This window comes from Streptomyces sp. NPDC059248, from assembly GCF_042753905.1.
Classification (GTDB): Bacteria; Actinomycetota; Actinomycetes; order Streptomycetales; family Streptomycetaceae; genus Streptomyces.
The window spans coordinates 1-17,992 of the sequence record NZ_JBHYZV010000020.1; the positions used below are offsets into that span (position 1 = coordinate 1).

At 70.8% G+C, this 17,992-nt stretch carries 25 protein-coding genes and 4 pseudogenes; 14 read left to right on the forward strand and 15 right to left on the reverse strand.

The window, feature by feature from the left end:
- A pseudogene (locus ACFXG1_RS11000) lies at positions 1-194 on the reverse strand (IS5/IS1182 family transposase); the annotation flags it as partial.
- 15 nt (positions 195-209) lie between these two features.
- On the opposite strand from ACFXG1_RS11000, the pseudogene ACFXG1_RS11005 reads away from it, so the two are divergent.
- The 4 genes and pseudogenes from ACFXG1_RS11005 to ACFXG1_RS11020 all read left to right on the forward strand — a co-directional run bounded on the left by ACFXG1_RS11005 (position 210) and on the right by ACFXG1_RS11020 (position 1,801).
- Positions 210-625 (forward strand): annotated as a pseudogene (locus ACFXG1_RS11005) (RacP protein).
- A gap of 108 nt (positions 626-733) precedes the next feature.
- Positions 734-1,030, forward strand: a pseudogene (locus ACFXG1_RS11010) (transposase); the annotation flags it as partial.
- A pseudogene (locus tag ACFXG1_RS11015) lies at positions 1,030-1,449 on the forward strand (class I adenylate-forming enzyme family protein); the annotation flags it as partial. The pseudogenes ACFXG1_RS11010 and ACFXG1_RS11015, both read left to right, overlap by 1 nt.
- Before the next feature lie 40 nt (positions 1,450-1,489).
- Positions 1,490-1,801 (forward strand): hypothetical protein, encoded by a 312-nt coding sequence (locus tag ACFXG1_RS11020; RefSeq protein ID WP_384708672.1) that lies wholly within the window; start codon positions 1,490-1,492, stop codon positions 1,799-1,801.
- Between the two features lie 97 nt (positions 1,802-1,898).
- Here the strand turns inward: ACFXG1_RS11020 and ACFXG1_RS11025 are convergent, their stop codons facing one another.
- The 6 genes from ACFXG1_RS11025 to ACFXG1_RS11050 form a co-directional block, all read right to left on the reverse strand.
- Positions 1,899-2,726 carry a MerR family transcriptional regulator gene (locus ACFXG1_RS11025; RefSeq protein ID WP_384742113.1) on the reverse strand — a complete coding sequence of 276 codons (828 nt, stop codon included), beginning with the start codon at positions 2,724-2,726 and terminating at the stop codon, positions 1,899-1,901.
- The gene (locus ACFXG1_RS11030) at positions 2,710-3,267 is read right to left on the reverse strand and encodes a VOC family protein (protein WP_384708666.1); all 558 of its coding nucleotides are present in this window, start codon (positions 3,265-3,267) and stop codon (positions 2,710-2,712) included. Before ACFXG1_RS11030 ends, ACFXG1_RS11025 begins: the two co-directional genes overlap by 17 nt.
- 34 nt (positions 3,268-3,301) lie before the next feature.
- Entirely contained in the window at positions 3,302-3,721 is a 420-nt protein-coding gene (locus tag ACFXG1_RS11035; protein ID WP_384708663.1) for a DUF6069 family protein, read from the reverse strand.
- Positions 3,718-4,338 carry a TetR/AcrR family transcriptional regulator gene (locus tag ACFXG1_RS11040; protein ID WP_384708660.1) on the reverse strand — a complete coding sequence of 207 codons (621 nt, stop codon included), beginning with the start codon at positions 4,336-4,338 and terminating at the stop codon, positions 3,718-3,720. Before ACFXG1_RS11040 ends, ACFXG1_RS11035 begins: the two co-directional genes overlap by 4 nt.
- A gap of 86 nt (positions 4,339-4,424) precedes the next feature.
- On the reverse strand, positions 4,425-4,712 hold the full coding sequence (locus ACFXG1_RS11045) for a hypothetical protein (protein ID WP_384708657.1): 288 nt from the start codon (positions 4,710-4,712) through the stop codon (positions 4,425-4,427).
- 71 nt (positions 4,713-4,783) lie between these two features.
- Entirely contained in the window at positions 4,784-5,107 is a 324-nt protein-coding gene (locus tag ACFXG1_RS11050) for a nuclear transport factor 2 family protein (protein WP_384708654.1), read from the reverse strand.
- Positions 5,108-5,331: 224 nt separating this feature from the next.
- Here ACFXG1_RS11050 and ACFXG1_RS11055 point away from each other — a divergent pair, with 224 nt between their 5' ends.
- Together ACFXG1_RS11055 and ACFXG1_RS11060 are read left to right on the forward strand one after the other, a co-directional pair.
- Positions 5,332-6,825 carry an MFS transporter gene (locus ACFXG1_RS11055; RefSeq protein ID WP_384708651.1) on the forward strand — a complete coding sequence of 498 codons (1,494 nt, stop codon included), beginning with the start codon at positions 5,332-5,334 and terminating at the stop codon, positions 6,823-6,825.
- 109 nt (positions 6,826-6,934) lie between these two features.
- On the forward strand, positions 6,935-7,807 hold the full coding sequence (locus ACFXG1_RS11060; protein WP_384708648.1) for an alpha/beta hydrolase: 873 nt from the start codon (positions 6,935-6,937) through the stop codon (positions 7,805-7,807).
- Here the strand turns inward: ACFXG1_RS11060 and ACFXG1_RS11065 are convergent.
- From ACFXG1_RS11065 to ACFXG1_RS11075, 3 genes are read right to left on the reverse strand one after another with little or no spacing between them, the layout of a single operon-like run.
- Positions 7,784-7,999: a DUF397 domain-containing protein gene (locus ACFXG1_RS11065; RefSeq protein WP_384742117.1), complete on the reverse strand. Its 216-nt coding sequence runs from the start codon at positions 7,997-7,999 to the stop codon at positions 7,784-7,786. The genes ACFXG1_RS11060 and ACFXG1_RS11065 overlap by 24 nt on opposite strands.
- A gap of 14 nt (positions 8,000-8,013) precedes the next feature.
- Positions 8,014-8,223 carry a DUF397 domain-containing protein gene (locus ACFXG1_RS11070; RefSeq protein ID WP_384724155.1) on the reverse strand — a complete coding sequence of 70 codons (210 nt, stop codon included), beginning with the start codon at positions 8,221-8,223 and terminating at the stop codon, positions 8,014-8,016.
- On the reverse strand, positions 8,220-9,059 hold the full coding sequence (locus tag ACFXG1_RS11075) for a helix-turn-helix domain-containing protein (RefSeq protein WP_384724157.1): 840 nt from the start codon (positions 9,057-9,059) through the stop codon (positions 8,220-8,222). The genes ACFXG1_RS11070 and ACFXG1_RS11075 overlap by 4 nt, the downstream gene beginning before the upstream one ends.
- A 95-nt stretch (positions 9,060-9,154) precedes the next feature.
- Between ACFXG1_RS11075 and ACFXG1_RS11080 the strand changes: the two genes are divergently transcribed.
- The 4 genes from ACFXG1_RS11080 to ACFXG1_RS11095 are packed head-to-tail and all read left to right on the forward strand — an operon-like array spanning position 9,155 to position 9,979.
- Positions 9,155-9,367, forward strand: a complete 213-nt coding sequence (locus ACFXG1_RS11080) for a hypothetical protein (protein WP_384742119.1) — start codon at positions 9,155-9,157, stop codon at positions 9,365-9,367.
- Positions 9,357-9,596, forward strand: coding sequence for a hypothetical protein (locus ACFXG1_RS11085; protein WP_384742121.1), 240 nt, complete (start codon positions 9,357-9,359; stop codon positions 9,594-9,596). Before ACFXG1_RS11080 ends, ACFXG1_RS11085 begins: the two co-directional genes overlap by 11 nt.
- Entirely contained in the window at positions 9,593-9,724 is a 132-nt protein-coding gene (locus ACFXG1_RS11090) for a hypothetical protein (RefSeq protein ID WP_384718365.1), read from the forward strand. Before ACFXG1_RS11085 ends, ACFXG1_RS11090 begins: the two co-directional genes overlap by 4 nt.
- A gap of 54 nt (positions 9,725-9,778) precedes the next feature.
- Positions 9,779-9,979 (forward strand): hypothetical protein, encoded by a 201-nt coding sequence (locus ACFXG1_RS11095; protein ID WP_384718363.1) that lies wholly within the window; start codon positions 9,779-9,781, stop codon positions 9,977-9,979.
- 15 nt (positions 9,980-9,994) lie between these two features.
- Here the strand turns inward: ACFXG1_RS11095 and ACFXG1_RS11100 are convergent, their stop codons facing one another.
- Positions 9,995-10,513: an RICIN domain-containing protein gene (locus tag ACFXG1_RS11100; protein WP_384718361.1), complete on the reverse strand. Its 519-nt coding sequence runs from the start codon at positions 10,511-10,513 to the stop codon at positions 9,995-9,997.
- A gap of 178 nt (positions 10,514-10,691) precedes the next feature.
- The gene (locus ACFXG1_RS11105; protein ID WP_384718359.1) at positions 10,692-10,976 is read right to left on the reverse strand and encodes a hypothetical protein; all 285 of its coding nucleotides are present in this window, start codon (positions 10,974-10,976) and stop codon (positions 10,692-10,694) included.
- A 111-nt stretch (positions 10,977-11,087) separates the two neighbouring features.
- Here ACFXG1_RS11105 and ACFXG1_RS11110 point away from each other — a divergent pair, with 111 nt between their 5' ends.
- Both ACFXG1_RS11110 and ACFXG1_RS11115 read left to right on the forward strand, forming a co-directional pair.
- Positions 11,088-11,489 (forward strand): hypothetical protein, encoded by a 402-nt coding sequence (locus ACFXG1_RS11110; protein ID WP_384718357.1) that lies wholly within the window; start codon positions 11,088-11,090, stop codon positions 11,487-11,489.
- Positions 11,486-13,519 (forward strand): tetratricopeptide repeat protein, encoded by a 2,034-nt coding sequence (locus ACFXG1_RS11115; protein WP_384718355.1) that lies wholly within the window; start codon positions 11,486-11,488, stop codon positions 13,517-13,519. The genes ACFXG1_RS11110 and ACFXG1_RS11115 overlap by 4 nt, the downstream gene beginning before the upstream one ends.
- Positions 13,520-13,603: 84 nt before the next feature.
- Here ACFXG1_RS11115 and ACFXG1_RS11120 read toward each other — a convergent pair whose 3' ends face one another.
- Positions 13,604-14,125: an EF-hand domain-containing protein gene (locus ACFXG1_RS11120; RefSeq protein ID WP_384718353.1), complete on the reverse strand. Its 522-nt coding sequence runs from the start codon at positions 14,123-14,125 to the stop codon at positions 13,604-13,606.
- A 353-nt stretch (positions 14,126-14,478) separates the two neighbouring features.
- Here ACFXG1_RS11120 and ACFXG1_RS11125 point away from each other — a divergent pair, with 353 nt between their 5' ends.
- Both ACFXG1_RS11125 and ACFXG1_RS11130 read left to right on the forward strand, forming a co-directional pair.
- The gene (locus tag ACFXG1_RS11125) at positions 14,479-15,060 is read left to right on the forward strand and encodes an RNA polymerase sigma factor (RefSeq protein ID WP_384718351.1); all 582 of its coding nucleotides are present in this window, start codon (positions 14,479-14,481) and stop codon (positions 15,058-15,060) included.
- Complete coding sequence (locus ACFXG1_RS11130; protein WP_384742125.1) at positions 15,057-16,448, forward strand: maleylpyruvate isomerase N-terminal domain-containing protein; 1,392 nt, start codon at positions 15,057-15,059, stop codon at positions 16,446-16,448. Before ACFXG1_RS11125 ends, ACFXG1_RS11130 begins: the two co-directional genes overlap by 4 nt.
- 90 nt (positions 16,449-16,538) lie before the next feature.
- Here ACFXG1_RS11130 and purU read toward each other — a convergent pair whose 3' ends face one another.
- Positions 16,539-17,390: a formyltetrahydrofolate deformylase gene (gene purU, locus ACFXG1_RS11135; protein ID WP_384719468.1), complete on the reverse strand. Its 852-nt coding sequence runs from the start codon at positions 17,388-17,390 to the stop codon at positions 16,539-16,541.
- 116 nt (positions 17,391-17,506) lie between these two features.
- On the reverse strand, positions 17,507-17,953 hold the full coding sequence (locus ACFXG1_RS11140) for a hypothetical protein (protein ID WP_384719474.1): 447 nt from the start codon (positions 17,951-17,953) through the stop codon (positions 17,507-17,509).
- Between the last annotated feature and the right edge of the window lie 39 nt (positions 17,954-17,992).

The window sequence follows — 17,992 nt, forward strand, 5'->3', positions numbered from 1 at the left end:
ATGAGCCAGCCGTAGGTCCGCTCCACCGCCCAACGCTTGGGTATCGGGGTGAATCCCCTGGTCCCTGCCTTGCGGGTGGTGATTTCCATGTCGATACCGAGGGTGGCGGCGTGCTCGACGAGGTGCTTGCGGTAACCGCCGTCCACCCAGGTCTTGCGGATCGCGGGGCGGTCGGCGGCGACTTGGTCCAGCAGAAAGGCGAGTAGCCGATGCCCCGCACTTCCCAGCGCAGATCACCCGCCGCCCAGCGACACGCCGACACCGTCCGGTTCGCACTCTTCGAGGCCCGCCCGGCCGGTCTGGCCTTCAACCAGCTGGTCAGACCAGTGAGCTGTCGCCCCACCAAACCCGCGCGGGGCTCGCCTGCCTGCGGGGCATCATCGCCGAACGCGGCTGGCCGCCCCTGATCTGGGCCAGGGCGGACGGCTACAAATTCTGCTCCGACCCGGCCGAGCTCCAGGCGTACGAGGTCGCGGTCATCCGGGAGAAACTCACCGAGATCCGCCGGTTCATCACCGGTGTCGTGGCCCTCCAGCCAAAGGGCCGATGGATCAAGCACCTGAACACCCGTCTCAGCTCGGTCGAGTCACCCCTCGACGTGATCGCCGACTACATCGACGCCTGACCGGCGGGACCGGCCGCGAAGAGGCCGGTCCCGCCCCGTCCGAACGGGGAGGGACCGTTGCCTCGCAGACGCTGTTATCCCTCCGACACCTGGGACGACTAGTGGGTCCTGATCGAGCCTCTGCCGCCGACCCCGGCCTGCGAGACGAGGACGGGTGGCCGTCCTGAGAAGCACGCCCGGCGGGAGATCGTGGATGCGATCCGCTATGTCGTGGACACGGGTTGCAAGTGGCGGGCCCTGCCCAAGGACTTCCCGCCCTGGCGCACCTGTTACGGATTCATGGCCCGCTGGGCCGCCGCCGGCGTGGTGGGGCAGATCCGTGACCAGCTCCGCAAGCGGCACCTCGTCGTGGACACCAAGGGCCTGCCGCTGTTCGCCATGGTCACCCCGGCCGACACGACCGACCGGCCCGGACTGCCGAGGCCTTCGACGCCGACGGCTTCCTCCGCACCGGCGACCTCGGGCATCTCACCCCCTCCGGCCATCTCGTCCTCACCGGCCGCAGCAAGGACGTGATCATCCGCAAGGGCGAGAACATCTCCGCGAAGGAGATCGAGGACCTGCTCCACACCCATCCGTCCGTGTCCGACGCGGCGGTGATCGGCCTCCCGGACGACTCCCGGGGCGAACGGGTCTGCGCGGTCGTCGAACAGCACCCGGACACCGCCCCGCTCACCCTCCCGGCCCTCACCGCCTTCCTGCGCGCCCACGACCTGGCCCCGTACAAGATCCCGGAGCAGGTGGAGGTGGTGGAGGCGCTGCCCAGGAACGAGACACTGCGGAAGGTGCTGAAGTACCGGCTGCGGGAGCGGTTCGGGGGTTAGCACCTGTCGGGGCACGGAGTGCCGGTGGTGGGATGGCCCCATGCGTCGTGAGAACTGCGGGACCAGGAATCACATCGAGGTCTGCCACGACCGCGTACTGCCACCGGCTCCGGAACGGATCCCGTTCCGGACCGTGTTACGCGGATCCCTGCTGCCGCTCCTGCTCTGGGGCGGGGTGACCGTACTCGCGGCCGTGCTCTTCGCCCCGGTCGCGGCGGCCGTCCCCGCCGGGCTCTTCGCGGTCTTCGGCGTCATCGGGTTCGTGCTCCGCCGCAGGGCGGGGCACTCCGTCCGGTGCGGCGTCTACGGCGCCGTGGGCGGAGTGCTCGACAAGTCGACGGGCGGGTTCTGAGACCCCGCGTTGGAGGTGCTGCGCCCCGCATGCCCCGGGGCGGACTTCGTCAGGTCGACGCCACATCGGCCCGGCGACCCCACTGACGATCGTCTCCCTACCGCCAGGACGCGGTGTCCGGGTCGATGCCGTGGGCGCGGGCGCTCGCGTCCACCGCGCGGCGGAACCAGGCGGCCAGGCCGGGCCGTACGCCGTCGTAGTGGGCGGCGAAGCCCGGGTCGGACTCGTAGGTGCGGCCGAGACAGACCTGCATCTCGCGGGTGAGGGGGAAGTACGAGGCGAAGACCTCGCGATGCCGTTCCACGAGGTCGTTCGCCGCCGGGTCGCCGGGTTCGACTCCGGCGTCCATCGCATCGCCGAGGGCGCGGTCGAGTCCGGCCACGGCGTCGGCGACGGCCCGCCACTCCTCCGGGCTGCGGGTGGCGGCGCGTTCGGCGTACTGCTGCCATTGCGTGGTGTCCCCGTACCGTCGCCGAGCTTCGGCGGTCCAGTCCGGGTTCCACTCGGGGCCGAAGACCGCGGTCTGCTGCTCGGCGGTCAGCAGCGGGCCGCGTTCATGGGCGTCGATCATCCGGTCGAGTCCGGCGCCGAGCCGCTGGAGGCGGTCGACGCGTTCGGCGACCTGGGCGCGCTGCGCGCGCAGCGCGCCGGGCACGTCGGCCGACGCGTCGTCGAGCACGGCCCGGATCCGGTCCAGGCCGAGCCCGAGTTCGCGGTAGACGACGACGCGGTGCAGCCGTTCCAGATCACCGGTGGTGTAGAGCCGGTATCCGGCGGCCGTACGCAGCGACGGGGACGCCAGACCGATCTCGTCCCAGTGGTGCAGCGCCCGGACCGTCACACCCAGGCGCCGCGCGGCCTGCCCGACGGTCAGAGCACCGGTCGGGCCGCCGATCGGGCCGCAGGCTTCAGTGGCTTCGGGCATGTTCGCCATTGTCGCCGTGACCACCGCCGCCGACATCCGCGGGTGCGGTGATCCCGATGGCTTCGAGGTTCCGCGCCTCCTGGCTGCCCGGGACGAAGGGCTTCGCCGCCGTGAGGACGACCCGGGCGTTCTCCGGGGTGATGACCTCGATGTCGCGGGTGTTCCACGGGGTGTCCCGGGGCCCGTCGACCGAGTCGGGGCGTACGGCACGGCAGTCCGCGACCAGGCCGTCGACCTGCCCGAGCACACACGCGAAGCTGACACCCATCGCCGGTGCCCGCTCCGGGACGCTCTCCGCCGCCACGAGGAGTACGTCCTGGAACGCCCACCGCCGCAGATGCACCAGAGTCCCCGGGATCGCGAACAGCTCGAAGAAGCCGAGGCCCCGGGTCCAGAAGTCCACCGACTCCACCAGGTCGGTGGTGGGGATCGTGACGAACGCGGGCATGCCGTAGATCCCGTGGAACGGCTCCGGGGGGACCGCGTCGGGGCCGGGAGTGGGTACGGGGCTGGTCTCGAACGCGTTGTAGTAGTCGCTCATGCGCCTCACCCTGCGGCCTCACGCGGCGTGAGGGTCAAATCGGTTCCGTGTCCGTCCCTGCGCCCTTGAACTTCATGCGCAGGCCCGGGACGAGCGCCGCCGCGACCGCCAGATGCATCAGGGCCAGGGCGGTCCGGGTGCCGCCGCTCATGCCGTCGCCGGTCAGCGGCAGGAAGGACAGGAGCAGTACGGCGACGGCCACCCCGGTCCAGATCGCGCGGGCCCGCCGTACCCCGAACCGCTCCAGGGCGGCCAGCAGCCCCCAGCCCGCGAGGCCCGCCAGCAGGGCGACTAACGCCACCGGCACCGCGCCGATGTCGAGCGTCTGATCGTCCTGGGTGATCCGCAGCCGGTGCCCCAGTACCGGGTCCGCGACCAGCCACACCAGGACGGGCCCCAGGACCGCGAGGCCCGCCGCCCACAAGCGCGCTTCCCGTGCCGTGCGCGCCTTCATTCGGTGCCGCCCGCGAGCGCGCCGTGCAGGAAGAGGTCCACCAGTTCCCGGGTGCCCGACTCCGGCTCGCCCTCCATATGCGCCTGGGTGAAGAGCAGCCCGAAGAAGAGGGCCGCGATCTGTTCCGGCGCCCCGCGCAGCGCGGCTTTGTCGGGCTCCAGCAGCTCCGCGAGCGCCGTACGGATCCGGGCCGTCGACTCCTCCCGCCCGGCACCGCGCACCGCGCCGGGGTGCTTGCCGCCGCGATGCCCGGAGGTATGCAGCGACCCGGCGATCGCCCCCATCCGGAACAGATGCGCCCGCAGCGCGTCGGCCGCCTCCGCGAGCCGTTCGGCCAGCGGCTGCGACAGCTCGATCGCGCCCAGTTCACGCACCGCGTGCTCGGGCGAGAGCGCCTCCGCCAGGCACGCCTCCAGCAGCTCGTCCTTGTCGGCGAAGACCCGGAAGATCGTGCCCTCCCCGATCCCCGCCGCGCGGGCGATCTTCGCCGTGGTCACCGCCGCCCCGTACTCGGCGATCAGCGGAATCGCGGTCTGAATGATCATCGCCCGCCGCTGCTCCGGCGACATGCCGGGGGCGCGGCGGCGGGTGTTCTGGTTGTCCTTGGATGCCGTCATGACGACGAGAGTACGGAGTGAGTGCTCACTCCGTCAATGAGTGAGCACTCACTCCGACAGTTTTCCCTCTGGGGGTCCCGCAAGGACTACCGGCCCTCGTTCCCCGGTCGGGTACGCGGTCGGCGGAGCATGATCATCAAGAAGGCGGACACCGCGAGCAGGGGTCCGAGCACCAGAGCCGTCAAGGCCGCGATCTCGATGACTTCCCAGGTGGTGCTGGTCGCGGGCCGGCACGTCGGGTCGCACTCCCACGCGCTCGCCGAATGCCTCCTCTCGGACCAGCCGGCGGCCAGCCCGAGGCCGAACAGGAGCACCCCGGACCAGAACATTCTGCGAACGGTGAGCAGGTACCCGCGCGAGTGGGTGTCGACCATGGGACCACCGTCCCAGCCCCCGGGGCCGACGGGCAATACGCCGGGGCGCGCCATGTGCCGTCCGGCACTCCTCAGGCCTGGCCGGTCTCGAAGCGGCTGATCTTGTCGCCGTCGACCGTGAAACGCCATGCCGTACGCATCTCGCCCCAGGTGTCGTTGCGGTAGTTCGCGACCAGGCCGAGCCCGTCATGTGTCTGTTTCTCGATGTCCATATGGCCGCCGGAGGAGAAGACCTCCCGCTCGGTCCAGTCCTCGATGTCCCGGTCCGAGCCGTCGTCCGACATCGTCGCCCCCGGTGTCAGCGCGGCCGCGAACGCCTCGCGGTCACCCGCGTTGAGCGCCCGCACGAAGGCGCGTACGGCCGGGTCGGTCAGCTTGTCGAGGGCGATCGTCACAGTCTCTCCAGAGGTGCGGGTACGGGTCCCCCGGCCAGCACACCGCACCCCCCGGCGCGTCGCCACCGCTGAGCGCCGAACGCCCCGTTCCCGGCCGCCCCGGCGCCGGGTGACTGCGCCGTTCGGCGTACCTACCGCGCCGCCATCCGCCTCCGGCCGGGTTCACCCGGCAGTCTGCACCCGTCGGACCGACAGACCGGGACGGGACCAAGGGGCGTATCAGGGTGCACGACACGAACGACGACGCCGTACGCGGCCCCGGGCGCGGGCGGCGCTGGACCATGCTCGCCGTCCTCTGCGCCAGTCTGCTGCTGGTCGCCATGGACGCCACCATCCTCAATGTCGCCCTGCCGTCCCTCATCGACGACCTCCAGCCCGACGCCCTCCAGCAGCTCTGGATCATCGACATCTACGGGCTCGTCCTCGGCGGGCTCCTCATCACCACCGGCGGTATCGGCGACCGCTACGGCCGGAAACGGCTCTTCATCGCCGGGTTCGTCCTCTTCGGTGTCGCCTCCGTGGTCGCCGCCACCGCCGAGTCGTCGGCCCAGCTCATCGCGGGACGCGTCCTGCTCGGTATCGGCGGCGCGATGGTGATGCCCTCCACGCTCTCCCTGATCCGCAATATCTTCCACGACCCCCGCGAACGCACCCTCGCCATCGGCATCTGGGCGTCCGTCGCGGGCGCGGGCGCGGCGATCGGCCCCCTCGTCGGCGGAGTCCTGGTGGAGGAGTACGACTGGTCCGCCGCGTTCTGGGTGAACATCCCCGTCGTCGTGATCACCGTCGTCGCGGGTGTGTGGCTGCTGCCCGAGTTCAAGGACGCCGGCCACGACCCCCTCGACTGGGTGGGCGCGGTGCTCTCCGTCGTCGGGATCATCGCCCTGGCCTGGGGCATCAAGCACATCGCCAAGAACGGCCTCGATGTCGAAGGCCCCCTGGTCCTGGCCGCCGGGCTCCTCCTGATCGCCGCGTTCGCCCGCCGCCAGCTCGGCCTCGCCGATCCCCTGCTGGACGTCCGCCTCTTCCGGCGCCCCGCCTTCACCGCCGCCGCCCTCGCCACCCTGATGGCCATGCTGGCGATCGGCGCCGCGCTCTTCCTGCTGTCGCTGTGGATGCAGTACGTCCACGGCTACTCCCCCTCCGAGGCGGGCCTGCGCACCCTGCCCGCCGCCCTCGCGGGGCTCGCCGGGTCCCTGTCGGCGCCGTGGCTGATGCGCCACGCGGGCGTCCGGGCCACGATGACCTTCGGCCTCGCCGCGATCACGGCGGGATTCCTGGTCCTCGCCCTGTCGCCCGAGCCGACGACGTATCCGTACGTGGCCGTGGTCTTCGTCGCCATGGGCATCGGCGACGGCATCGCGATCACCACGGCCGCCGCCGTCCTGGTCTCCTCGGTCCCCGCCGAGCGCGCGGGCCAGGCGGGCGCGGTCTCCGAGACCTCGTACGAACTCGGCGTCGGCCTCGGTGTCGCCTTCCTCGGCTCCCTCCACGCGGCGGTGTACGCCTCCCATATGACGGGCCAGCCCACGAAGGCGCGCGACTCGATCGGCGAGGCGGCGGAGCTGGGCGACCCGGCGGTCCTGGCGGCGGCCCGCGCCGCGTTCGACTCGGCGCTGACCACGACGTCGTGGGTGTCGGTCGGGATCGTGGGCGTGGTGACGGTCCTCGTCGCCTACCTGGTTCCGCGCGGCTTCACGGCGACGTCCGCGCACTGAGCGGCCCGGGGCGGGTCTGGCCGGATACCGCCGTTCCGCAGGCCGTTCTGTCGGTACGGCCGCCTACGCTGCACGGGCAACCGCCGCCCCCGCAACGTAAGAGGAACGAATGAGCGACTCCCTGCCCGTCGTCCTGGTGCACGGTTCCTGGCACGGAAGCTGGTGCTGGAGTGCCGTCACCGAGCGCCTGGCCGCCCGGGGGATCCGGTCGGTCGCGGTCGATCTCGAAGGCCACGGCCTGCACGGCCCCGCGCCCCGCTCCCGCTGGTCGCGCCCGTTCGATCCGGCCGCGTTCGCCGCCGAGCCGTCACCGGTCGCGGACGTCACCGCGTCGTCGGCGGCGGCCCTTCTCATCGACCGGATACGGACGATAGGCGCCGGCCGCCCCTGTCTCGTGGTGGCCCACAGCATGGGTGGCGTCGTCGCCACGGCGGTCGCGGAACGCGCCCCGGAACTCGTCGCCGGGCTGGTCTACGTCGCCGCGTTCGCCCCGGTCAGCGGCGAACCGGCGCAGTTCTACGTCGGCACGCCGGAGTACGCGGGCGAGAAGGTGGCCCACCTGATCGTGGGCGACCCGACTGCCACGGGCGCCGCACGCATCGACCCCGGCGCCGCTGAGCTGCGCGACGACATCAAGGAAGCGTTCTACGGGGATGTCGACGACCGTACGGTGGACGGGGCGATCGCCCTCCTGACCACGGACGCGCCCAGGGGCATACCCGGCGAGCGGCTGACCGTCACCAAGGAGCGCTACGGCAGCGTTCCGCACTCCTATGTCGTCTGCACCCGGGACAACGCGATCCCCGTCGCGTTGCAGCGCCGCTTCGTCGGCGAGATCGACGCGGTGTCGGCCGCGCCGACGAAGGTCACGGAGCTGGAGTCGTCCCACTCGCCGTTCCTGTCCCAGCCCGCCGCGCTCACCGAGGCGATCGCGGCGGCCGTGGACTCGGCGGCGGTCTCAGCCCGCGTCGAGACCGCCTGACTTCACGCCCCCGACGAAGGCGGAGAACGCCTGCGCGGTGACGGCAAGGACGTCCCCGTCCGGGACCTTGGAGTCCCGGACGGAGACCGCGCCACGGGGGACGACAGGGTTTGCGGCGACCTCGACGCAGGTTCCGCCGTTGCCGCTGTAGGAAGACTTGAACCATCGAGGGGAGTCGGTCGTGGCGGTCACGGAGAGCCCTTTCGTCAGGCGGTGCCCAGGTCTCCGGTCTTGATGCCCGTGACGAGCCCGGCGAAAGCATCGGCCGAGACGGTGAGGACCGGGCCGGAGGGGTTCTTGGAGTCCCGGACCGGGACGAGGCCGGATATCGACACGTGCTCGGGGGCCCACTCGACGCAGGACCCGCCGCCACCACTGTAGGAGGACTTGATCCAGTTCAGGGAGTCGGTCGTCACAAGGTGCCCTTTCGTACCTGATTGATCATGGCCACAGATTCAGCTTGCGAGGGTGCTTCTGTCTGCAGTTGATGGTAGGCCCTCACCAGCGGCAGGACGGAAGTGATCTCGCGCTCCAAGTAGCCCTGGATCTGGGACTCGACATAGGCGAGTACGGAGCGATCTGCCAAGGTCAGCAAGTGAAGCAGGCGATTGAACGGCCGCCGCTCGCCCATGGCGTACGGAGCGATCTGCAGCGATGTGTTCGGCTGCTCGGCGAATTCCATCAGACGTTCCAACTGCGCCTTCATGATCTCGGATCCACCAATGGGCCGACGGATACAGCTCTCGTCCAACACCGCGATCACCAGAGGCGGAAGAGGTCGACCGGCCAGAGCAGCCTGACGCTCTATCAAGAAGTCGACTCGCTGAGTCGCCTGCTCAGGGGTGATGGAGCCCCGTTTGACGTACCCGACCTCCAGCGCTGCTGCGTACTCGCGAGTCTGGAGCGGCCCCGGGATGACGCCCACTTCGAAGATGCGGATCTCCGCCGCCCGCCCCTCGTATCCGACGTACTCCGGAAAGCCCTCAAGCAGCACACCATGTCGAATCTCACGCCACTGACGCTCGAACGTGTCTACGGATCCCTCTAAGCCGAACATACTGTCGGCACCCTGCGAAAACCGGCGGGTTGGCGGTTTGCGGCCGGTTTCGACTGCCGAGATATGGCGCCCCGAGTACCCCATCCGCTCGGCCAGCTCATCCTGGGTCCAGCCTCTTGCCTCGCGCGCACCGCGCAAACGCGCCCCAAAGGCTTCTACCGGGCTGCCGTTGGGGTTCAGCTCCTTACGGTTCACCAATGTGCCCTCCGCAGATGAGTGCGTTGAAGAGAATCCCACTCTAGGCAACTCTGAAGCTCCTTGTAGTGGAAACGCTACGGAGAGGAGCGGTCATGCCTGCTGCTGTTCACGGGACCTCCCCCCAGTCCCAGCTCGACGCCCTGATCGTCGTGGGCGGTTATTGGGGGCTCGCGCCCGACTGGGTACCCCGTACCGGATACGCGCGGGACCGGAACACCCTGATCACGGCCCTCGCGGCGCTGCGGCGGACGCTCCAGAACGAGGCGATCCGGCTGCGGCGGGGAGGACGGGCCCATGTCCACTGACGAAACGACCTGGCAGCCCACGGTGGGCGGGACGGCACGGGACGTGGTCCGGAAGAAGGTCGGGCGCGTGATGGACCGTACGTACGGCCGCTACTGGCTGCGGCCCATCGGCGGCGGCATCGAGTGGGACGCCCCGGCCGCCGACCTCCGGCCCGTCACGACCGCCGAACTCCTCGCCGACGCCGTCGCCGAGGTCAACGAGCGCAGCAGCAAAGGAGCGTTGATGTGACCCGCGAACCGTGTGCGCGCTGCCGCGAACTCGCCGAGCAGGAACGGGAGGCCGACGCCGCCGGGGACTACTCCCGGGCCGTGGACTGCCGCGTACTGCGCCGCCGGCACGAGGAAACCGAACACTGACAGACCGCCCCGGCGGACCGCGCCGACGGCCCGCCGGGGCACCCGGAGGCGAGCATGACCCGCGACGCCCTCACCACCGAGGCACCGCGCCCCTTCGACGCCGTCTGTGTCCATTGCGGGACGCTGACCTGCGCATCCGTCGAAGTCGGGGTCATAGAGCGCGCGAGCGGAACCCCTGTCGTCCTGTACGCCTGCCCCCACTGCGTACTCCATCACGGCGCGGGACCCACCCCCGACGAGGACATCACCCCTTGACGGGGCTCTCCTGTGTCAGGTCGCGGCGATGAACGTCCAGCCGGTTTCGAAGGCTTCCCACGCGCTGAGGGCGATCAGCGTCCCGGAGGCGGGGGCCACGTCGACGGGTCCGTGTTCGAGAATGCGCAGACGGGTGCCCTGGGAGCCTGTCGGATGCGGCTGGGCGGGCTTGGCCGGGTCGAAGGTGCTGCCGGCGAAACCGGGATACCCCATGGCCCACATCTGCCGGCGGCCCCCCTGGTCGTACACCGCCTTGGGCTGCTGGGTGATCGTGCGGTCCGGCTGGACGGTCAGGGCCAGACCGCTGTGGACGTTGACGACGTAGAAGTACGTGTACCTGGTGCCGTGGTGGTCGACTTCGAAGCGCCACCGCTGGTGGGCGCCGTTGTTGCGGGTGTAGATGATCGGCGCGGTGCCGGGCGCGGTGGACGCGCGCGGCATGTCCCATACCAACGTGGGATGGGACGCGAGGGCGATATAGAGCTCGCCGTCCGGGGCCTGGTGCGACTCTTCGAGATCACGGAACTGTGCCACGTGTTCCCCCAGTTTCGTCCGGGGTCCCGCACGGAGCCGGGACCGCCACCGATCCTCGCCCAGGGCCGGGCTCAGGACGTGTCAGCAACACGGTAGGAGGCCCCGCCCCGCGCTGCCCAGAACACCGATCCGGCCACCCTGCCCACTACGGCGGGAACACACCCCACGGCCGTCTTCCTCAGCCGCCGAATCCCGCCCGTCGCCACCACCGGTGCCTGGTGATCGAGATCTCCACCTGCTCGCCTCGCACGGTGACGACCGTCCGCCAAGACCGATGGGCCTTGATCACCTGCTCCACCGTCCTGGCGGAGAAAGCGCGATTGGCCATCAGAGCGCCTTGGGACGCGGCCTCCGGATCGAGTGACACCAGGCCGGTGACGCCTTCCATGACGATGGCCTGCGCGTCCTGGAGAGACCGGGCTCGCCTGGTCGTTTGGCCGACTCTCACCGTGTAATTGCCCATCGGGCGCATGCTAACATCGCCCGTTTCTGCTGCTGGCTGCCCACTTCCCGGCTCGCCGGATCAGAAGTCCGGGCGTGGGCAGTTCGGGCAATGATCTTGAGGGGGAGCACTGTGGACGCCCTGACCGTGGCCAATGACCTGGCCCCGTACGTCACCGCCGCTGTCACCGCGTACGGAACGGCTGTGGTCACCAGGACCACCGACCTGGCCGCCGATTCGACCGTGTCCCTGGGGCAGCGCGTTGTACAGCGCCTGTGGAGCCGGGAAGACAGCCGCGCAGGGTTGGAACAGGCCATCGAGGAAGTGGCGGAGAACCCTCAGGACGAGGACGCTCAAGCCGCGCTCCGGATCCAGGTGCGCCGCATCCTGCGGGAGGACGCGGAGTTGGCCGCCGAACTGGCCCAGGTCGTGCCCGCGACCCGGAACCTCACCGCCTCCGGTGACGGGGCCGTCGCGGTGGAGGTCAACCACGGGATCATCAGCACAGGCGAGGGCGCGACGATCCAGCGGTGAGCGACCAGCCCCGGATCGAGGCTTCGGGCCGGCAGTCGGTCGCCGTCAACATCAACGGTGGCATCGTGTCCACGGGCGACCATGCCACGATCGACGCGCGGACCGTCCATCTGTCGGCCGACGCTCTGCGCAGTGCCGCCGATGTGGGGGCCCCACCGGGAACCAGCAACCTCCCCATCCCGGCCGATCCGGGTTTCGTCGACCGCGTGGAACCGCTGGCCCAACTGGAGGCCGCCCTGGCCCAGTCCGGACCGGCGGTCTCGTCGGTCGTCCACGGTCTCGGCGGCATGGGCAAGAGCGCCCTGGCCTCGGAGGTGGCCCATCGGCACCGGCACCGCTACAACCCGGTGTGGTGGATCACGGCGGACTCACCTGCCAGCATCGCCCACGGGCTCGCCCATCTCGCCACCCACCTCGCGCCGCACCATTTCCACACCGGTGCGAGCAGCGCCGAGCGTGCCACGTGGGCGCTCGACTGGTTGCGGGCCCATCAGGACTGGCTCCTGGTGCTGGACGACGCGTCGTCACCCGGTGATCTCTCCGCCGTCCTGGGCCTGCCGACGGGCCGCTACGTCATCACCAGCCGCCGGAGCACGGGCTGGCGCCGGCTGGCCCGGCCGCTGACGCTGGCCCCGCTGCCTCCGGATGCCGCGACGGAACTCCTCGCCCACACCGTCGAACCGGACGGGATCGAGGACGAGCGGGAGCTGAGGGAACTCGCCGAAGAGCTGGGACACCTGCCCTTGGCCCTCGAACAGGCCGCCGCGTATATGGAGTCCACCGCCATCGGCCCGGGTACCTACCGGGAACGGCTTCGCCGTTACCCGGCTCGTATGTACGCCAGTACCCCGGCGGGGAGTGATGAGGTGGACAACCAGCGCACCATTGCCCGGATCTGGCGCGTCTCCCTCCAGAAGATCACGGAGCGGGAGCCGCTCGCCGGTGATCTCCTGCGGCTCCTCGCCTGGCTCGCCCCTGATCCGCTGCCGCGCGACGTCCTGTCGGACTTCCATCAGGAGTCGGCCCACGACCCCCTCGCCGTGGACGAGGCGCTGGGGCTCCTCCACGACTACAGCATGATCACGCTCACCCGGCGGTCCGTGACCGTCCACGCACTCGTCCAGGCCGTCGCGCGAACCGTCGATCCCGACGATCCCCACCGCACCGCCGAGGCCGTCGAAGCCGCCCGCGCGAACGCCGCCCGTATGCTCGAAGCGGCCCTGCCGCCGGACCCCCTCTCCGATGCCTCCGGCTGGCCCCGCTGGCGGGAGCTACTGCCCCATCTGACGGCCTTCACCGACCCGGAACGCTCCGAGGGGGATCTCGGCACCGCCGGACTCCTGCTGGCCGCATCGGCGTTTCTCCAGAGTGACGGCGGCTTCGCGACGGCGACGGACTTCGCGCGACGCTCGGTGGACCTCTACGCGCGGTTGCGGGGCGCCGACCACACGGACACCCTCTTCGCACGCAGCTTCCTGGCCAGCGCTTACCGGGCCACAGGTGACCTGGAGGCCGCGACGCCTCTGCACGAACTGCTGCTCGCCGACTGCGAGCGCCTGCTGGGACCCCTTCACCCCGACACCCTGGTCGCCCGCGCGAACCTGGCCTATCTCAAGGCGCTGCGGGGGAAGCCCGCACAGGCGCGAGACCTTCACCGGCGGAACCTGGCCGACCTGCTGAGCCTGCACGGCCCGGATCACCCCCACACCGTCAACGCGCGGGCCAACCTGGCCGCAGCCCACCGCGATCTGGGGGACCTCCGGACAGCCATCGCCCTCCACCACGAGACCATCGGCGCCTGTGAACGGATCCACGGGCCCGATCACATCGAGACCGTGACCGCCCGGAGCAATCTGGCCTGCACACTCCAGCTCGCCGGACACCTGGACGGCCCTGACGGCGCTCTCGCCCTCCACGAAAACGTGCTGGCCGACCGCGAGAGGGCCCACGGTCCCGACCACCGCCTCACGGAACTCGCCCGTGATCTCCTCGCGCGGGCCCACGCGGCGCGTGAACCCGAAGCGCCCTGACGCCCCCCGCCCCGGAAAGTCAGTCCTCGTGGTGGAGGGCGAGAAGGAGGCATACGGCATAGCCCGCCCTCTCACCGTCCACGCCTACGGCAGCGGCTGCTCGGGAGTCACGTAGTACGCCGCGAAAGCCTTCAGGACCTCGTCCTCGCCGATCCGGCCGTCGCCGTCGGCGTCCAGCGCGCGGGACGCCGCCGCGGCCGTCTCGGACGGGACGCCCAGGACCCGCATGACGCGCTCCGCCGCGTCGGTCGTCACGCCGGCACCGTCGGAGTCGGCGATGGCGAGCAGGGCGTGCAGGAACGGGCGGGCGATCTCGGCGAAGCGCTGGGGGTTGTCCCGCAGCCGCTTCACCGCGCCCGTGACGAACTCCTGACGGCTGACCCGCTGGTCGCCGTCGACGTCGGCGATCCCGGCCATGCCCTGCCAGAACGCCTCCGCTCCGCTGTACAGGGCCTGGCCCTTGTCGCAGCGGGGGGTCGTGGAGAACTCGGCCAGCAGCCGCGCCGCCGCGCCGCTGAAGTCCTCACGGTCGATATAGCCGTTGCCGTCCTGATCGAATGCGGCGAATCGAGACGCGATCTTGCGCTCGTACTCTGCGCTGTCCATGCGGGGAGCGTAAGGCCCCGGGAGGCTGACGCGTGCAACTACCCGCTAATTGGACCCGGGCGGGCGGAAAACGTCCCCCCGACGAACCCCCGGTAACGGCCCGGTGGACGATTCGCGCCGGATCGGACCCGGAAACGGGCAGGCGGCGCGTGGCCGACCAGGGGCCCTAATACCATCTCAACCCCCCTCCGGGGGCGCACTTGGCGCAAAGGGGCGTGCGTTGGCCGGTGCGCGCATTACATTCGGGGAGGCTCGCGGGGTAGGCGCGAGCACGAGGGACGTACGACGGACGCACGACCGACAGCACGACACCGGAGCAGGAACGGAACGGGACAGGTTGGGGGCCGGGACCGATGGCGAAGGACGCTCAGCCACGCTGGGACCGCAGAATGCAGCAGCGCCTCACCCGCGGTGAGGCCGCGGCGCTCGGTGAGCTGTACGACAAGTTCGCGACCCTCGTCCACAGCCTCGCCCACCGGGTGCTCGCCGACGACGACGCCGCCGACCAGATCACCCGCGACGTCTTCGGCCACCTCTGGGAGAACCCCGGCGACTACGACCCGCGGCAGGGTTCGATGCGCTCCTGGGTCGCCCGGGTGACCAACCGGCTCGCCGTCGAACGGCTGCGCCGCACCGGGGCCGCCGCCCTCGCGCGGGGCGCGGCCGGCACGACGGAGGAGCTGGAGAACCGGGTCCGCAGGGCGGCGGCGGAGGCACGGGCCGACTACATACGCAGCTCCATGCCCGCGCCGCTGCGCCAGGCGCTGGAGCTGGCCTACTTCGAGCGGCGGAACTACCGTCAGACCGCCGCCGACCTCGGGGTGACCGAGGACGAGGCCCGGCGCAGGCTCCGGCTCGGCCTGCAACTGCTGTCGACCGCCCACACCCGCCCCGTCGAGGGCAGCTCACCCCCCGGCCACGGACGATCGTTGTGACCGGGGCGACGGAGAGCGACGACGAACCCGAGGAGGTCCTGGGGGCACCGCGGATACCCGGGCCCCGGCGGCCGGGTGGGACGCCCGGCCACCGGCCGCCGCCCGACGCGACCGCGGTGCCCCGCCCGAGAGCCGCCCCCGAGCCGTACACCGCGCACACCGTGCACCCCGCGCACAGCGCGTACGGCACTCCGCCAGCCGACCACACGGCCGAGGCCGATATGTCCCACACACCCTTTCCGCCCACCGCCGACAGCGCCGACGACGGACCCGGCTCCGGAGGCGGAGCCGGGCTGACCCACACCATCCTCAAGTCCCTGCTCGGCGCCTGGGCCCTGGCCGCCTGCTCCACCGAGGAGACCGCAGCCGTCGAGCGGCACCTCAGCGACTGCGCGATCTGCGCCGAGGAGGCCAGGCGGCTGCGCGGCGCGGTCGAACTCCTCCACACCGAACGCGATCTCGACCTCCCGGCGTCCCTGCGGTTCCGGGTCCTGGAGAACTGCCTCGTCCGCCGACCGCCGCGGATACCGGTACCGGATTGGGCCGCGCCGTACGACGCCGAGACCGCCAGGCTCGACGCGCTCCTGCGGGACATCGGCGAACGGGACTGGAACGCGCCGGTGCCGCTGCGGTGGTTCGACGGACGGCACCCGGTGGAGCAGACGACGACCGTCAGCCGGGTCATAGGGCATCTGATGAGCGTCGACGGACTGGTGTCGGGTGCGCTGGGGCTCGACGACCCGGTCGGCCGGGAGGCGCCGAGGCCGCCGACGGAGCGTACGGAGAAGTTCTGGCGGGCCGAGTCCCGGCCGACGGGCCGCGCCACGTATCCGGCGTGGCGCGGCCAGAGCCATGTCCTGCTCCGTACGGTCTCCTTCGCCGGACCCGGCGCCGCCGATATGTCGGTGTCGTACGGGGACTTCTCCCTCCCGCTGCGCGACGCCATGATCGACCGCGCCTTCGAGTGCTGGATCCACGCGGACGACATCGCGCTCGCCGTGGCGTACCCGTACCGTCCGCCGCGCGGCCCGCATCTCAACCGGATGATCGACCTGGCGGCCCGGCTGCTGCCCGCGGCGCTCGCGGGACGGCGCAGGGCGGGACTCGCGGGGCCGGTGAAGCACCTGGTGGCCGCGGGCTCGCCGGGGCGCTCGGTCCATCTGGAGGTGGAGGGCGCGGGCGGCGGCGACTGGTACATCGCCCTCGACTCCCCGGCCGCACTCGGCTCGCCCGACCACACGGTGGCGCAAGTGGTGCTCGAAGCCGTGGAGTTCTGCAAGCTCGTCGCCGGACACGTCTCACCGGAGGAGGCCGCCGCGGGTCAGGACGGCGACCGGGAGGCGATCAGGGACGTGCTCTTCGCGGCGGCGTCACTGAGCCGGATGTGACCACGGCAATGTGACCGCCGAGATGTGACCGTGACCCGCCGTACCCGGACGGACCGGGTACGGCGGTCGCACCGCGTGTACCGCCCGGCTTCAGGCGAAGACGACCGTACGGTGCCCGTTGAGCAGGATCCGGTGCTCCGAGTGCCACTTGACCGCGCGGGCCAGCGCCTGGCACTCCACATCGCGCCCGATGGCGACGAGCTGGTCCGGGGTGACCTCGTGGCCCACCCGCTCCACCTCCTGCTCGATGATCGGGCCCTCGTCGAGGTCCGCGGTCACGTAGTGGGCGGTCGCGCCGATCAGCTTCACACCACGGGCGTGCGCCTGGTGATACGGCTTGGCGCCCTTGAAGCTCGGGAGGAAGGAGTGGTGGATATTGATGATCCGGCCGTTGAGCTGCTTGCAGAGGTCGTCCGAGAGGACCTGCATATAGCGGGCGAGGACGACCAGCTCCACGTCCTTCTCCCGGACCAGCTCCAGCAGCTGGGCCTCCGCCTCCTCCTTGGTGTCCCGGGTGACCGGGATGTGGTGGAAGGGGATGCGGTACGACTCCACCAGCTCGGCGAAGTCGGTGTGGTTGGAGACCACGGCGGCGATCTCCACGGGCAGGGCGCCGATCCTCGAACGGAAGAGGAGATCGTTGAGACAGTGACCGAACTTGCTGACCATGAGGACGATCCGCATGGGCTCGGCGGACGCGTGGATCTGCCAGTCCATCTGGAAGGCGTCGCCGACCGCGGTGAAGCTGGCACGCAGCTTGTCCACGTTCACCGGCTCCTCGGCGGAGAACTGGACGCGCATGAAGAAGAGACCGGTGTCCTGGTCGCCGAACTGCCGGCTGTCCTCGATATTGCAGCCGGTGATGAAGAGGTAACTCGATACGGCGTGCACAATGCCCTGTTTATCCGGGCAGGCGAGTGTCAGGACGTATTGTTCGGTCATCTTCGTAGGGTGCCATATCACGCGCGGGGCGGGCGGTGATCGTCCGCTGAACGGACGCGGCACGGGATTGCCGCCGGGCGCTCCGGCACGACGGATGCCGCGGGGCCCGGGCCCGCTCAGGCCGTCCGGTTCATGATCCGCAGGATGTCCAGCGACCGCGGGGGCGTATCCGGGTCCTCCCCGTCGCCGGACGCGAGCCGTACATGCGCCTCACGCGCCGCACGTACCGCCTCGGGCCAGCCGGGGTGCTCCAGATACGCGGAGACCGGAGCGTCCGGGCCGACCTGGTGCATGATCCGCAGCACCCGCAGCACGGCGACGTCCACGAGGGACGCCTCCGCGGCATCACGGAAAATCGTCCCCACGTACTTCTCGGCGGACCAGTTGTCGAGCCAGGTGTCCTCGACCAGCCGGTAGACGGCGTCGGTCACATCGCCGTAGCCCTCCCTCCCCGCGAGCCAGGTGTCCTGGTGAAAGGCGGGGTCGGAGAGCATGTGCAGCGCCGAGCGCACGTTGCTGCGCCAGCGCCACCAGGGCATGTCATTGAGCGGCATACCACCCATGGTGGAGGAGCGACGGGCGCGACGGGAAGGGGGATTCGG

Excerpts from the sequence above, each read along its gene's own strand:
- ACFXG1_RS11020 (WP_384708672.1), top strand. The coding sequence starts at position 1,490 with ATGCGTCGTGAGAACTGCGGGACCAGGAATCACATCGAGGTCTGCCAC.
- ACFXG1_RS11025 (WP_384742113.1), bottom strand. The coding sequence starts at position 2,726 with ATGCCCGAAGCCACTGAAGCCTGCGGCCCGATCGGCGGCCCGACCGGT.
- ACFXG1_RS11030 (WP_384708666.1), bottom strand. The coding sequence starts at position 3,267 with ATGAGCGACTACTACAACGCGTTCGAGACCAGCCCCGTACCCACTCCC.
- ACFXG1_RS11035 (WP_384708663.1), bottom strand. The coding sequence starts at position 3,721 with ATGAAGGCGCGCACGGCACGGGAAGCGCGCTTGTGGGCGGCGGGCCTC.
- ACFXG1_RS11040 (WP_384708660.1), bottom strand. The coding sequence starts at position 4,338 with ATGACGGCATCCAAGGACAACCAGAACACCCGCCGCCGCGCCCCCGGC.
- ACFXG1_RS11045 (WP_384708657.1), bottom strand. The coding sequence starts at position 4,712 with ATGGTCGACACCCACTCGCGCGGGTACCTGCTCACCGTTCGCAGAATG.
- ACFXG1_RS11060 (WP_384708648.1), top strand. The coding sequence starts at position 6,935 with ATGAGCGACTCCCTGCCCGTCGTCCTGGTGCACGGTTCCTGGCACGGA.
- ACFXG1_RS11080 (WP_384742119.1), top strand. The coding sequence starts at position 9,155 with ATGCCTGCTGCTGTTCACGGGACCTCCCCCCAGTCCCAGCTCGACGCC.
- ACFXG1_RS11085 (WP_384742121.1), top strand. The coding sequence starts at position 9,357 with ATGTCCACTGACGAAACGACCTGGCAGCCCACGGTGGGCGGGACGGCA.
- ACFXG1_RS11095 (WP_384718363.1), top strand. The coding sequence starts at position 9,779 with ATGACCCGCGACGCCCTCACCACCGAGGCACCGCGCCCCTTCGACGCC.
- ACFXG1_RS11105 (WP_384718359.1), bottom strand. The coding sequence starts at position 10,976 with ATGGGCAATTACACGGTGAGAGTCGGCCAAACGACCAGGCGAGCCCGG.
- ACFXG1_RS11120 (WP_384718353.1), bottom strand. The coding sequence starts at position 14,125 with ATGGACAGCGCAGAGTACGAGCGCAAGATCGCGTCTCGATTCGCCGCA.
- ACFXG1_RS11125 (WP_384718351.1), top strand. The coding sequence starts at position 14,479 with ATGGCGAAGGACGCTCAGCCACGCTGGGACCGCAGAATGCAGCAGCGC.
- purU (WP_384719468.1), bottom strand. The coding sequence starts at position 17,390 with ATGACCGAACAATACGTCCTGACACTCGCCTGCCCGGATAAACAGGGC.
- ACFXG1_RS11140 (WP_384719474.1), bottom strand. The coding sequence starts at position 17,953 with ATGGGTGGTATGCCGCTCAATGACATGCCCTGGTGGCGCTGGCGCAGC.